The sequence below is a fragment of the Butyrivibrio sp. AE3003 genome (assembly GCF_000686065.1).
GTDB classification, from domain to species: Bacteria; Bacillota; Clostridia; order Lachnospirales; family Lachnospiraceae; genus Butyrivibrio; species Butyrivibrio hungatei_A.
Map to the genome: position 1 here is coordinate 1,371,882 of NZ_JMLX01000001.1, position 13,920 is coordinate 1,385,801.

Here is a 13,920-nt window from a genome sequence, read left to right on the forward strand (position 1 = left end):
TGACGTCAAGTGTACCGGCAAGATGACAATTAGATAATTTACTCATGAAATAATCCATGTACTGCGTTGTCGTCAATCGTCGATGTCCACATCGACGATTGTCTCCGCCTTGTACTTACCGCTTTTCCCTAAGTATTTCTTTCAGGTAGTTCGCTCTTTAATCCATACTTCACAATAAGTGCCTGTATGATTTTATCGCTTAATACTGTTTTTTGGGATTCAAAGGATAATATTAAATTATCCCCCGGAAATATGCCATTTAGCATATAAGAATTGATCTTCTGAATTGCCTTCTCTGCGTATCCGGGATCATCCATTCTACCATCATGCTCCCAATAGACCTCTTTCCCGTCTCTCTTTCTTAAAAATGTAAAATCCGGATATATTGTTCCTATACCTCTTAGTTTCAACGGGCACTCATACTTATATTCAATACCATTATCATAGAAGTAATCTGCAAGTATCTTTTCTGTCTTTGAGCGAACCCGTTCCCCTTTCTTTGTACATATTACAGGTATATTATCCGCAAAATCTTTTCCGTTATAAGGGACACTTTTCCATCTCTTGATTCGCTGATCCCACGGAATCTCAACTGCTTCTACGATACTTTTTCTAATAGGATGCAGTTCCCGGTATATATCCTCAATCTCGTTGTCCTTGTATTCCTCAGCAATCGTTGCAAGTTGCTTTAGCCTTCTGTCAACAAGCCTTTTCACCTTGCTGTCATAGGACTTCTGAGCAAGTTTATAAGCCAGTTTCACCTTATCTTTCTTGATATAGGAATTTTTATTATTGCCGGAGCAATAGATAAACTGAGTATTATTCTTGGATGTAGTTATTTTCAAAAAGCCATCCGGTGCATCAGTCAGCCTGTCCTCAACTATTCTGCTTATCCTGAGTAATCTGTCTCTTTCCCTTTTTAACAATTCTTCAAGGCTGTTCATATAACGTTATTCTCCTTTGTATTCCTTTATTTTTCTTTGCTTCTCTTGTTTTTCCCTTTATCTTTCGGTGTTATCCTATCTTTTTTACAATGATTGCATTTTGGGACAGGGTTATCTTCTGCCTTTTCCCTGTCTATTTTCCGTTGTCTGCATTTTTAGACAGGGATATACCCTGTTTTTTCCCTGTCTATTTTCCGTTGTCTACATTTTTAGACAGGGATATACCCTGTTTTTTCACTGTCCATTCTTCGCTACCTGCATTTTTAGACAGGGACATCCCCTGTTTTTCACTGTCCATTTTCATAAAATAGCAAATAAAGACAGGGGGTTCTAATTTCATTCCATCCATTCAATAGTTCAATTTCAGTTATATATGAGATTTGTAACAAGAAATAAAAGAATCACCGGGCTGTTTACTTTATGCCAGCTCCGGTGATCATAGATTATTTAGATACTATCAGAAGCGAATCTGCTTCTCTACCATTCTTACGAACTCTGTGTTGTTTCTTGTCTTGGAGAAGAGGTTGATGCACTGGTCTACAGCGTCATCTGCCTTCATGCCGTTAAAGCCTTTTCTGAGGTTATTGATGGCTGTGAGTTCTTCTCTGTCAAGAAGCAGGTCTTCTCTTCTGGTACTTGACTTCGGAATATTGATTGCAGGGAAAATTCTCTTTTCCTGAAGCTTTCTGTCAAGAACCATTTCCATGTTACCTGTTCCCTTGAATTCCTCGTAGATAACATCGTCCATCTTGGAACCTGTCTCTATAAGTGCTGTCGCAAGAATTGTAAGGCTTCCGCCCTCTCTCATGTTTCTTGCTGCACCGAAGAATCTCTTAGGCATATGAAGAGCTGCGGGATCAAGACCACCCGAAAGTGTTCTTCCCGAAGGAGGAACAACGATGTTATAAGCTCTTGTAAGTCTTGTGATGGAATCAAGAAGGATAACAACATCCTTGCCGTGCTCAACAAGTCTCTTAGCTCTCTCCATTACCATCTCGGCAACTCTCTTGTGATGCTCTGGAAGCTCATCAAATGTAGAGTAGATGACTTCTGCGTTAGGTCCCTCAATTGACTCCTTGATATCTGTAACTTCCTCAGGTCTCTCATCGATAAGAAGAATGATGAGATGGATCTCAGGGCTGTTCTTAAGAACAGACTTAGCCACTTCCTTAAGAAGTGTTGTCTTACCTGCCTTGGGAGGAGAAACGATCATTCCTCTCTGCCCCTTACCGATAGGGCTGATAAGATCCATGATTCTCATTGCAACGCTGGCACCTGGCTGTTCAAGTCTGATTCTTGAATTAGGGAAAATAGGTGTCATATTCTCAAAATTCCATCTTCCCATAGCAACCTCGGGCTTGTATCCGTTTACGGTATCAAGGCGAAGAAGTGCGGCAAACTTATCTGTCTCTTTCTTTGCCCTGCATGTTCCCTTAAGAATATCTCCCGTCTTAAGATTAAATTTCCTAATAAGACTCGGTGCTACATATACATCATTTTCACCGGGAAGATAGTTCTCACATCTGATGAATCCATATCCATCCTGCATTATCTCAAGAATACCGTCGGCAGTATCACCGTCAAGCAGTTCATTTTCAGTTTCTTCTTTTGCCGATGTATCAGACTTCTTTTCCTGCTTCTCTTCGGCAATGTCATTCTTGTGTCCAAAATCTTCTTTCTGAGATTTAACCACTATATTCTTTTTGCGAGGCTTTGAAGATGCTTCAGTAGCATCATCGGAATCTGCTAAAGCTTTCTCTTTCTCGTCAAGTTCACACATAAGATCGATGATCTCTGACTTCTTCAAAGTAGTTGCGCCCTTGATTCCCCTCTTCTTGGCAATATCTCTAAGGTCATTTAGTTTCAATGTTTCATATTTCTCTCTCAAATTTAAACTCCTATCCTCTGCGCACTCAATCGCAAGACTGTAAACTATAAATGTTAAAATAATTAAGTGGGATAAACAAACGAATGCGTAATACTACGCGTTTGCTTACGGAATATTTCGTTTTCGATATATGTACCATACACCATATTTTTTTCTAATGCAAGAAAAAAAATCAATTAGAAATATTAAATAAACGGAAAGCGACCACACTATCAAGTGTGGCCGCCGCAAATCCCCGATGTTTATTTAATTAAAATTCCCGTAAAGAATCTTTGCGAGTTCTGAATTCTTATCAAGGATAAGTGTCTTATTGTCTCCTACAAGTGATTTCTTGATGGCATCAAGACCTCTTATATAGCTGTAAAACTCTGACTTTTCTGTTGTATCATATGCCTTGGAAAGTGTCGACATGTAAGCTGACTCTCCTTCAGCCTCAAGCACTGCCGCATCTTTCTCGGCATTTGCTTTTACGATCGCAACTTCCTTATCTGTCTCGTTATGGATCTTCTGAGCTTCGGCATCACCCTGAGCTGTGTAGGATGCTGCGATATTATTTCTCTCTGAGATCATTCTCTCATAGACAGCCTGCTTGTTGTCATCAGGAAGATCCAAAGCTTTGATCTGAGCCTGTACGACTTCAATTCCGTATCCTGTCATATCTGAATTGGCTTCATCTGAAATGAGCTTTGTAAGCTGCTCACCTCTTGCCTCAATAACTTCATCCTGAGTCATTGAAGAAATGGCGTTCTTTGTAGCATTGTAAACAGATGCCTCAATTCGCTCTTCAGCCCTTGCATCTATCGCATTAAGAGTCTGGATGTACTTTACAGGATCTACAACCTTCCATATCACATAAGTATCAGCGATCATAGATTTTTTATCCTTAGTGATAACATCTGACTTAGGAATATCGTAAAGCACTATCTGTGCGCTGATCGACTGTGTATCATCAATGAAAGGTGTCTTAAAATAAAGTCCCGGCTCTTTTGCAAGGCTGATGATCTTACCGAATCTTCTTACGGCAATGTACTCTTTCTGATGAACAACATAAGTCGCGGATAATGCAAGGAAAGCAAGTACACAAACAATCAGGGCTATTACTGTTCCGATAATCTTTCCTTTATTATTAATTTTCTCCATCTTTTGCCCCTCCTTCAACAGAATTAAAACTTTCCAGAGGAAGCATTTCCTGTGTTTTTCCGTCTGTAATAATAACCTTAAGTTCGGGAAGAATGTCTTCCATTGTCTCGTAGAACAGTCTCTTCTTGGTTATGTATGGCTGAAGCTTGTACTGCTCATACATCTCATTGAATCTTGCAACCTGTCCTTCGGCTTCCGCTATTCTGGACTCTTTCTTTGCAACAGCATCCTGGACGATCTTATCTGCTGTGGCTTCTGCCTTGGGAAGCTCTTCACTCTGATACTTCTTGGCATTGTTTATAGCTGTCTCTTTGCCCTGCTTGGCTGTTTCAACAGACTTAAATGCCTGAACAATCTCCTCTGTGGGCGGCTCTGCATCCTGTACAGAAAGGTTTACCACCATAAGTCCTATATCCTTATTGGTCAGTTCGCCCTGAAGTTTTTCTTTTACTTCTGCCTGGATCTGTCCCTTTGCTGTTGTAATCACATCATCAACAGGATAATTTACAACCGTGTTTCTGATGCATGACAGAGCCATGTTCTTCATTACAACTTCGGGATTCTCGCAGTTATAATATGCTGCTACGGGATCACTTACCTTGTATTCAAGGTAGAAGTCAATATCTACAAAGTTAAAATCTGAAGTGATCATGATTCCTTCATCCTCTACAGTAATGTTCTGTCCATCCTGTATAGTGTAGCCGATACCCACACCATGAGTGGTCATATCAATGTGGTGAACACTCTGAATAAAAGGAACTTTAAAATAAAGACCTGCGGTGTCAACTCTGACAACCTTACCAAACATTGTAAGGATTGCCTGCTCCTGCTCCTTAACGGAATAGAAGCTTCCCGTTACCGTAAGCAGTACAAAAACAGCTATAATGCCTACGAGTATGAGCTTGGGATCAAATTTTCTTTTTTTCTTGATCATCATTTTCTCCATTCTCATCAAATAATAATCTATGACATAAACAGGCACCGTCACAAAAAGCATTGGCGGTGCCCGTAGTCAATAATATTATGTCATCACTGGAAGTTGGTAATAAGGGCAATTATCCTAAGTACAAAAAGTACAAATACAATCCACATAACAGGGCTTACATCCTTAGCCTTCTTAACGATAACCTTAAGGATTACCCATGCAAGAACAGCAAACATAATACCTGTAGCGATTGAATATGAAAGAGGCATCATTACTACCGCGAGGTAAGCACCTACAGAATCAGCGATGTCTCCGTCAAACTTAACCTTGGTAACACTCATAAGCATAAGCATTCCGACATAGATAAGTGCGGGAGCCGTTGCAAATGAAGGAATAGCAAGGAATAACGGGCTAAGCACAAGTGAAACAAGGAACATCACACCTGTTGTAAGAGCCGTAAGTCCTGTTCTTCCGCCTGCAGCAACGCCTGCGCTTGACTCTACGAAACTTGTGATGGTTGATGTACCAAGAACGGCACCTGCTGTTGTTCCTACGGCATCGGCAAGAAATACCTGTCCGACTCTGGGAAGATTACCGTCCTTATCAAGAAGGCCCGCCTTATCGGCAACACCTACGACTGTTCCAACCGTATCAAAAAGATCTACATACAGGAAGCTGAATGTAATTGCAAGGAACTGAATGAGATGTGATGCAGCCCAGCCGAAATTAAGCTTAAACGCTGTTTCAGAAATTGCTCCGAGCTGAAGTCCCTGTGAAAAATCGGGGAAAAGATTTCCTGCTGTATAAATTCCTGCTGCCTGAAGGATCATACCGATTATCCATGTTCCGATAATTCCGATAAGAACGCCGCCCGTTACTTTGTAATGAACAAGCGCAGCTATCAGGATAAGTCCCACAAGCGCAAGCACCATGTCAAGATCGCTGAAGCTTCCGAGTCCTACTACCGTAGCCTCATTTGCAACAATGATATGCGCGTTCTGCATTCCGATAAATGCAATGAAAAGACCTATTCCTGCGGAAATACCGAACTTAAGGTTCTGAGGAATACTATTTATAATCTGTTCACGGAATTTGAAAAAAGAAAGAATAATAAACAAAAGACCTTCTACAAAAACCGCTGTGAGTGCGATCGTAAAAGGGTTCTCTTCGGCGGCCAGTTCCGAAAGACAAACCGTATATGCAAAATATGCATTAAGTCCGAGTCCCGCGGAAAGTCCGATAGGATAATTAGCTAAGAAAGCCATGATAAATGTTGCGATTGCCGATGCGATTGCCGTAGCGACAAATACACCGTTTGCATTCATTACAGTTCCCAGGATATTAGGGTTTACGGCAAGGATATACGCCATAGTAAGGAATGTCGTGACACCTGCAAGTATTTCCCTCTTTACCGTGGTGTCATGTTCTTTGAGCTTGAATAACTTCTCCAACATACTTTTTACCTCTCCTTTGCATTATAATGACTATAACCTTTATCAACCCGCATTATCTGAAATAGATTCTTGCGAGATCATAAACTGTCTCATATCCGGTGTTATAAACCTCAAAAAGAAACTGTGCCATTATTGAAACATATACATTCTTTGTAACAAGGTAAGCAATTGTAACGGGAAGCGCCATCAATATGATTGTCGTTATTCCGACCACCCCGTGTGCCAATGTTATAGAGCAAAGTAGAAGGCTTGCTATTGTCAAAAGTACCATTTTTTTCTTATTGTCAAATAAAATAATCGCTTTTCTATAGAAAAGTCCTTCCGCAACAGGCTTAATCACCATAAACAAAAGGCACTTAAACAAGAGCGGAGCAAGCTCATTTCTGATAGGTAAATGAACTATGCTGTCATAATATTCACTGTACATTCCGACAATTATTTTTTCCTGAAAAAAAATATGCCAGCACCATGGCCGCAACCGTCATCATAACGGGAATCCAAAAATTTTTGACTTCACTGAAATTACTGCTCAGTTCTCTGAATGAGAACTGTTTATTTATAAAGTAAAAGTATACGATCAGTCCAACGTAAAAAACAAAGAAAAAATAAAATGACTGTTTTTCCCAGATAATTGTTGAAATAATCAGGACCAGTTCCCAAATAAACGGTATGTATAAGCGTTTCACAGCTGTGCTCCTTTGAATGTACAATCAAGCTATATTATAAATATTCCGTATATTTAGGTCAATTTATTTTTTCTGCCACGATTATGCAGTTCGAAGCAGGGTATTCAATCGCATCTCCGTTCTCGTCAAGAAGGTCGAGATATCTCTCAAGTCGCTCTGCGTTTACGTAGACATTGTCCGTCTCTGTCAGGAACTTAAGCCACTTGTTGTCTGCAAGCACTCCTTCCCTGATATTTCCGTCACAGTCAAAATATTTATCAAAGCTGATTCCCATATAATCTCCTAACCGGTCACGAGCCTTCCGATTCGGTCCGAGACACCTATTGTAATTTCCATTCCCGCGTTGAAATCAATAGTGTCATCTATAACGCCGTCAGAGAAAACAACTCCGTTTTCACTCATGTTTGACGTGATCACCAGCTTCTCATTGTCCAATATCTTCCCGAATACTATATCCGCCTGTGTAAATTTACTCGGATACGGCTCTCTTACCTGGAAGATTAGTTGTCTTGCTCCCCAGTCCGCGTGAAGTTCAGTGACGTAATTAAGGCCAAATGCTTTGGCAATTCCCACAAACTCTGCCATGATCGACTTGTGCCAGCCTGTCATCCCAAAGCCTGTAGATATGATTATTCCCGATGATGATTGATTTTCAACCCGGTTACGATAGTTAATGTTATATCTTGCTGAGGTATGATTAGATACTCCGATAAAGAAATCATTTACCGCATATAATACCTGACCATCCTTAGTCTCCACTTTTCCCATTGTAACATTTTTTGTATCAAATGTGCCATTAATCACCTTCGGAAGAACTTTTCCTATTTCTCCGGTCTCAAAGGGTAAAAGAACTCCGTCCCACCTTGCGGGATCGGGATTTACGCCGATCAGAGGCTGCCCGTCCAGATACTTCATGGCATTTGCGACAAGCCCGTCCTGACCGACCGCTATCACGATGTCATCTTTTCCAAAGATCATGTTGGGAAGATATTCTCTGTCGATCTCCTGAAGTCTTGCACAGGGGCGAATCAGGTTTCTGATATTTTCAAGAGCCGCATTATAGGTCTTGTCTTCTCTCTCGTAGTCGGAGAAATCGGCTCCAAGGTGCTCGATGTAAAACCTTGCCTGCTCTACTGTGTTATATCTTCTCTTAAGTTCTTCATATCTTGTGCGGCGTTTTATCAAAACAACCTTATTCATTCCCCTGTCCATAGTGACCTCCGTTTTATGAGTATCTCGTTAGATTACCGATCAGTTCTTCTGTGCAAGTCCGTTTGTGATAGTCTGTAAAAGATCCGGTGTGAGATTGAGCGCTCCGATCTTGTCCGCATTCTCACCGATGTTCATGAATGCCTTAGCCATGAGTGTGCTCGGATCTGTCTGTGCCATTGCGCAAGCTTCGACGAGAGCCACATTCAGGTTGTTGTAAGCATCTACAAGTCCCTTAAGTGCATATGCCTGCTGGTCTGCCTTTACTCTCTCATTTTCTGCTTCAAGAGCGGTGTACTCACTGTTCTTCTTTTCAAGTTCAATCTTTCCGAGCATCTCGTTATTCTCAATTTCAAGCTTACCAAGCATTTCCTTGTTCTCAATCTCAAGTTTCTTGGTTGCAGCCATCTCTTTTAACGCAAATTCTTTTTCCTGCTTCTCGGTGCTCATCTCAAGCTCACTTCTGAGAGCTCTCATGCGCATTTCCTGTTCTCTTTCTTCGCGTTCCTTCATCATATCAAGGTCGCAGCGCTGTACATACAGTTTCATTTCCTGCTCTTTTTCTTCCTTCTCTTTTTCCTTCTCGGCAACCTTGATCTCTGTGTTGATCTCGTTTTCCTTGATCGTGCGTTCCTGCTCTATTGCTGCATTGCGACGCTTATATATCGCATCATCCTGTTCTTTTAAGATCTGCTCTCTGGCTGCTGCCTCAAGAGCCTTTCTTGTCTCCGTCTTTGGATTGATGCCGAGGATATTGATCGCTACGATGCTTACTCCAAGCTTTTCTATCGCCTCATCATTTGTAAGCGCATCCTGTATTGTCTGGGCCATCTCATCCGCAAGTCTTATGATCGTCCTTACATCTTTCTTGCTGACTTCGCGGATGACTATAGCTTTGATTATGTTGTTTATTCTTTTCTCCAAAAGAGCCATCTGCTCAGCTATCTTCTGCTCCGTCGGAACATTTGTCTGATATGCGAAATCAAGCATCTTGGAAGCCTTGCTGTAATCAGTGATCATATATGTCGTAACACCCTGAACGCATACGCTCTGGTAATCGCTTGTGACCACATCATCAAATGCGAATGCCCCGTCAAAAGCAGTTGAAGGCGCTACCATGATGCTGGTCGTAAGATTGTTGTAAAACACCGACAATCCCAAGCCTTCCTTGATCACCTTTCCGTTCTTGATAACCATTACATAATCGTTTGGCTTAAATTTTCTGAGTTTCATACTGCTTTCTCCTTCCTTGCTTTAAGGTTTTTGTAACTGTGTTGCTTGTGCGTTTGTGCGTTGTACATTTGCTTTGAGTTTTATACCTTTGTATTAGTAGCTTTTTACTACTTTTTATCTTTGAATATATAATAGTAGCTTTTTGCTACTTTGTCAACATAAAAAATAAAAAGCATGAAAACGCCATTTAAATAGGCATTTCATGCTTTTTTTGATCATTCTTCTCTATATTTACAAGAAGTGTCACATATCTTCTTTTATATCTTAATCCCCTTACCCCTTATACCGATACTCGGCGGACATCTTTTTGCTGCTGATGGACTTCATCTTCTCGCCGGTAGCCTCGACCTTGGGGGCGATCATTGCGCGGAAGTTTGTCTTGTAGAGTTTTTTGCCGAGCACAAGTTCATACAACACCTGAAGATCGGGCAAAGTGAACTTCTCTCCTATCATATTAAAAGAAAGGTCAGTATGCTCAAACTCAGCCTTGAGCTTAAGGATTGATTCTATGATTATCTCTATGTGATCGAAGGCAAGCGTCTCTTTGCTAGCAGGGCTTGAAACCCAGTTTTCATAATAGATTCTGCCGTTCTTAAAGCGCTTGTTCACGATAGAATATCTGATCTCGACATTTCTCTCGGCATTGATAAAGCTAATACTGTCTGCATCGATCACAAGATCAAACCATGCTGCGTCCTGTACTCCGCCTTCACTTTCTCCGACGCCCGCACAGGTTATTCCGTGGAGCACATCGTCGCTTGTATCGGAAACCAAGGCAAGGTATGCGATTGTCATAACCCAGGTTCTTGGATCTCTCGCAGGATTGGTAAAAGTATATATCTGATCAAGGTACACTCCTTCAAGCCCTGTCTCCTGAGAAAGCTTCCTCTCTGCTGCCTGATAAGCGGTCTCATCCTTACGAACAAAGCCTCCCGGAAGAGCCCACTGCTCCAGATACGGATGCTCTTCTCTTTTCACCAAAAGAATCTTCAAAGTCCTCAGATCCGCACTTGTTCCAAGCACCAGAATATCCGCAGTCACAGACGGTCTCTCATAATCTCCCGCCTTGTAGTCCTTAAGAAACTCTTTTTCAGTTAATCCATTCTTGTCTTTCTTCTGTGTCATGTGCGCTCCCTTGCACGTATATTCTTAAATATCTTGATACGAATTGCTGTTATTTCTCAGAAAACCTCATGGTTCTGCAAACAACTATATTTTATCACCTGTCATGCTCGCAATAAACAGCGAATTCAAGCATACCTTTTCATATCGCCGCGCGCATGCTAAAATGTGGTGTTGCAAAAAGTAGTTTTTTGGAGACAGATCATGATTTTATCAGTACATAATATAAATAAGAGCTTTGACGGAAAGGACATCTTAAGAGATGCTTCTTTTCATATTGAAAATAATGAGAAGGCTGCCATCGTCGGGATCAACGGCGCCGGAAAGACAACCCTTCTTAAGATAATTATCGGACAACTTGCGGCAGACAGCGGTGACGTAACATTTTCCAAGGATGTCACATGGGGCTATCTTGCACAGAACCAGAACGTTCAGACAGAGAATACCATCTTTGAAGAACTCATGGAGGTAAAAAAGCACGTAATCAAGCTTGAGGAAAATATCAGAGCCGCCGAGGAAGAAATGAAGCACGTCACAGGTGACGAGCTCACACGCCTTATGGACAAATACACATTTATGAACGAACAGTTCCAGAGGATGTCCGGTTATTCATGGCAGAGCGAAGTTACAGGTGTCGCAAAGGGTCTCGGATTTTCGGAAGATGAACTCAATAAAAGAATCTCTACCCTTTCGGGCGGGCAAAAGACAAGAGTCGCTCTGGGTAAGCTTCTTCTCAGCTCCCCGGATCTTATCATCCTCGACGAGCCCACAAACCACCTAGACATGACTTCGATCAGATGGCTTGAGAACTACCTTCTCAATTATAAAGGAGCCGTACTCATCGTATCCCACGACAGATATTTCCTTGATAAGATCGTAGGAAAAGTCATAGAAGTTGAGAACACGCTCGTTTCAAGCTTTGTAGGTAACTACAGCGCTTACTCCGTCAAGAAAGAACAAAAAAGACTTGCACAGTGGAGCGCGTACATGAAACAACAGCAAGAGATCAAGCATCAGGAAGAAGTAATCGCCAAGTTAAAATCTTTTAACCGCGAGAAATCCATAAAGCGCGCCGAAAGCCGCGAAAAGATGCTGGATAAGGTTGTGCGTCTCGATAAACCCATAACGATTGACGACAGCATGAAAATTTCTCTTAAACCTTCATGCGAAAGCGGAAAAGATGTCCTTGAGGCAGATAATCTTTCAAAATCATTCGGAAGTCAGGAGCTCTTTTCCAATATAAGTTTCGAGATCAAAAAGGGCGAGCACGTTGCGATCATCGGCGACAACGGAACTGGTAAGACCACTCTCCTTAAGATGATCAACGGACTTGAGAGCATAGACAGCGGTAAGATCACGCTCGGAACCAAGGTCGAGATAGGCTACTACGATCAGGAGCACCACGTTCTAAACGACAACAAGACTTTGTTCGACGAGCTTCAGGACGCATATCCTTCGCTTAACAACACCGAAATAAGAAACACTCTCGCAGCATTTCTTTTTACCGGCGATGATGTATTTAAAAGAATCGGTGATCTGTCGGGTGGCGAAAAAGGAAGAGTCAGCCTTGCAAAGCTTATGCTCTCCGACGCTAACTTCCTTATCCTCGACGAGCCCACAAACCATCTTGATATAACAAGTAAGGAAATCCTTGAATCTGCTATTTCAGGCTATGAGGGAACTGTTCTCTATGTTAGCCACGACAGATATTTCATAAATAAGACAGCGACCAGAATCCTTGACCTCACACGTAAGAGCATGGTCAATTACATCGGAAACTACGACTACTACATAGAGCATGTCGAGGAAAAGATGCAGAACACTTTCGGAACATCCGATACAGGCACAAGCTCAATCGGTGCTCCCACAGCCTCATCTTCCGCTCCTTCAGCAGCTACGGCGCAGTCATCCGGAAGTAACGATTATAAAGCTCAAAAAGAAGCCAAGGCAAGAAGAAAAAAGATCGAAGCAGCGCTCAAAAAATGCGAGGAAGACATCGCAAAGCTCGAAGCAAGAGACGGTGAGATCACAGAGCTCATCTCCGATCCCGCTGTCGGATCAGATCTTGCAAAGCTCAGAAAGCTCACAGACGAGCAGACCGAGATACAAGAAAAGCTCTCCGCGCTCTATGATGAGTGGGAAGAACTTTCATCTGAGGAAATCTAAAGAAACATGGATTGCATCCACAACAAACAGAAAGCCATTTTGGTACATGCATCTCTGCCTGCACCAAAATGGCTTCCTATAATTATTACATCTTTTTTTCATAAATTTTATTACTATGACGATGTTCCACTTTACTTGCTTTTGCTGCCTCAGCACTTGCTTCTCTGTATGCTCTTGCCATAGATTCATCAGAGTCTTTAAATGTTGAAAAAGCATATTCAAGATCGGCAATAAGTTCGTCAACAGCCTTTTTAAGCGCATTTCCGGCTGCTATGGTTGTTTTTAATTTCTCTGACAGCGCATCTTTTGATAATCCGCTTGATTCAGAAAAACTGTCATTATAATTATTAACACCAACCAAATATTCTGATATATTTTTAAGCTTTGCTATATTATTGCTTAAATTAGAAAAGGTCACTTTTATTTCACGCTCTGCCATAACATCCTCCGTTAATTATCCAGCCTGTTATCGAGTTCCCTGATATTATTCATGAAATGTTCCAGTTTGTTGCTATCATCAGCCAAAAGCCCTGTTAATTTTGACGCATAGCCGCAAACCATTTTCATCTTGGCTTCTATTGCATTATCAATTAATTCATCAACAATAGAATCGCACATAATATCAGTAAGGACAGCTTTAGTATCACTTGCCGCACGATTTACCATTGAGTTTACGGCAGCAACATTCTCTACCTGTTTTGCAAATTCACCTTCAACCAAATTTAGATTCATATTGCTCTCTCCCGTTCTCTTTCCCTTTCTCTCTCCGCCTCCTTGATTCTTTCTATTTCATCTTCAAGGCTTGAAATTTCATCACGTTTTTCACTGATGCTTTCGTTAATTGCCGCAATTCTGGCATATGCCTTATTCAGCATGGTGTTTTCGGCACTATTAATTTTTCCTTCAGTTATGTTGTTATAATTTTTAAAAAGCCTTGTTTCAAGTTTATGGGCAAAAGATGCTCTGTCCTGCATACCATCTACAGTGCGGATAACACCCCTTCTTCTTTCAAACTCATAACGATTATGTTCTATGCCTCTACGAACTATATCGATGAACTGTTCGCATAAATCTCTTTCTCTCTCAAGTTTGGCTATTTCTTCCTCAAGTTTGGCTATCCGTCTCTCTAAACTCCCTATACTACTCATAAATA

14 protein-coding genes are annotated in these 13,920 nt (G+C 41.4%); 1 reads left to right on the forward strand and 13 read right to left on the reverse strand.

From position 1 onward, the window contains the following. Positions 1 to 128 precede the first annotated feature (128 nt). The 10 genes from CD00_RS0106555 to CD00_RS17500 all read right to left on the reverse strand — a co-directional run bounded on the left by CD00_RS0106555 (position 129) and on the right by CD00_RS17500 (position 10,604). Positions 129 to 944: a hypothetical protein gene (locus tag CD00_RS0106555; protein WP_026655233.1), complete on the reverse strand. Its 816-nt coding sequence runs from the start codon at positions 942 to 944 to the stop codon at positions 129 to 131. 457 nt (positions 945 to 1,401) lie between these two features. Beyond that, positions 1,402 to 2,832, reverse strand: coding sequence for a transcription termination factor Rho (gene rho, locus CD00_RS0106565; protein WP_026655234.1), 1,431 nt, complete (start codon positions 2,830 to 2,832; stop codon positions 1,402 to 1,404). A gap of 246 nt (positions 2,833 to 3,078) precedes the next feature. Then, the gene (hflC, locus tag CD00_RS0106570) at positions 3,079 to 3,972 is read right to left on the reverse strand and encodes a protease modulator HflC (protein WP_026655235.1); all 894 of its coding nucleotides are present in this window, start codon (positions 3,970 to 3,972) and stop codon (positions 3,079 to 3,081) included. Beyond that, complete coding sequence (gene hflK / locus CD00_RS17495; RefSeq protein WP_242838927.1) at positions 3,959 to 4,969, reverse strand: FtsH protease activity modulator HflK; 1,011 nt, start codon at positions 4,967 to 4,969, stop codon at positions 3,959 to 3,961. Before hflK ends, hflC begins: the two co-directional genes overlap by 14 nt. 32 nt (positions 4,970 to 5,001) lie before the next feature. Beyond that, positions 5,002 to 6,348: an NCS2 family permease gene (locus CD00_RS0106580; RefSeq protein ID WP_026655236.1), complete on the reverse strand. Its 1,347-nt coding sequence runs from the start codon at positions 6,346 to 6,348 to the stop codon at positions 5,002 to 5,004. A gap of 55 nt (positions 6,349 to 6,403) precedes the next feature. Beyond that, the gene (locus CD00_RS0106585; RefSeq protein WP_026655237.1) at positions 6,404 to 6,778 is read right to left on the reverse strand and encodes a CPBP family glutamic-type intramembrane protease; all 375 of its coding nucleotides are present in this window, start codon (positions 6,776 to 6,778) and stop codon (positions 6,404 to 6,406) included. A 317-nt stretch (positions 6,779 to 7,095) separates the two neighbouring features. After that, the gene (locus CD00_RS0106595) at positions 7,096 to 7,311 is read right to left on the reverse strand and encodes a hypothetical protein (protein ID WP_026655239.1); all 216 of its coding nucleotides are present in this window, start codon (positions 7,309 to 7,311) and stop codon (positions 7,096 to 7,098) included. Between the two features lie 8 nt (positions 7,312 to 7,319). Beyond that, positions 7,320 to 8,249, reverse strand: coding sequence for a sugar kinase (locus CD00_RS0106600; protein ID WP_026655241.1), 930 nt, complete (start codon positions 8,247 to 8,249; stop codon positions 7,320 to 7,322). A 39-nt stretch (positions 8,250 to 8,288) separates the two neighbouring features. Next, entirely contained in the window at positions 8,289 to 9,479 is a 1,191-nt protein-coding gene (locus tag CD00_RS0106605) for an SPFH domain-containing protein (RefSeq protein ID WP_026655242.1), read from the reverse strand. 273 nt (positions 9,480 to 9,752) lie between these two features. Further along, entirely contained in the window at positions 9,753 to 10,604 is an 852-nt protein-coding gene (locus CD00_RS17500) for an NUDIX hydrolase (protein ID WP_034462013.1), read from the reverse strand. A 201-nt stretch (positions 10,605 to 10,805) separates the two neighbouring features. Between CD00_RS17500 and CD00_RS0106615 the strand changes: the two genes are divergently transcribed. Beyond that, positions 10,806 to 12,767 (forward strand): ABC-F family ATP-binding cassette domain-containing protein, encoded by a 1,962-nt coding sequence (locus tag CD00_RS0106615; protein WP_026655243.1) that lies wholly within the window; start codon positions 10,806 to 10,808, stop codon positions 12,765 to 12,767. Between the two features lie 85 nt (positions 12,768 to 12,852). On the opposite strand, the gene CD00_RS0106620 is transcribed toward CD00_RS0106615, so the two are convergent. From CD00_RS0106620 to CD00_RS0106630, 3 genes are read right to left on the reverse strand one after another with little or no spacing between them, the layout of a single operon-like run. After that, entirely contained in the window at positions 12,853 to 13,206 is a 354-nt protein-coding gene (locus tag CD00_RS0106620) for a hypothetical protein (protein WP_026655244.1), read from the reverse strand. A gap of 11 nt (positions 13,207 to 13,217) precedes the next feature. Further along, positions 13,218 to 13,499: a hypothetical protein gene (locus tag CD00_RS0106625; RefSeq protein WP_026655245.1), complete on the reverse strand. Its 282-nt coding sequence runs from the start codon at positions 13,497 to 13,499 to the stop codon at positions 13,218 to 13,220. After that, positions 13,496 to 13,915 (reverse strand): hypothetical protein, encoded by a 420-nt coding sequence (locus tag CD00_RS0106630; protein WP_026655246.1) that lies wholly within the window; start codon positions 13,913 to 13,915, stop codon positions 13,496 to 13,498. The genes CD00_RS0106625 and CD00_RS0106630 overlap by 4 nt, the downstream gene beginning before the upstream one ends. Positions 13,916 to 13,920 lie beyond the last annotated feature (5 nt).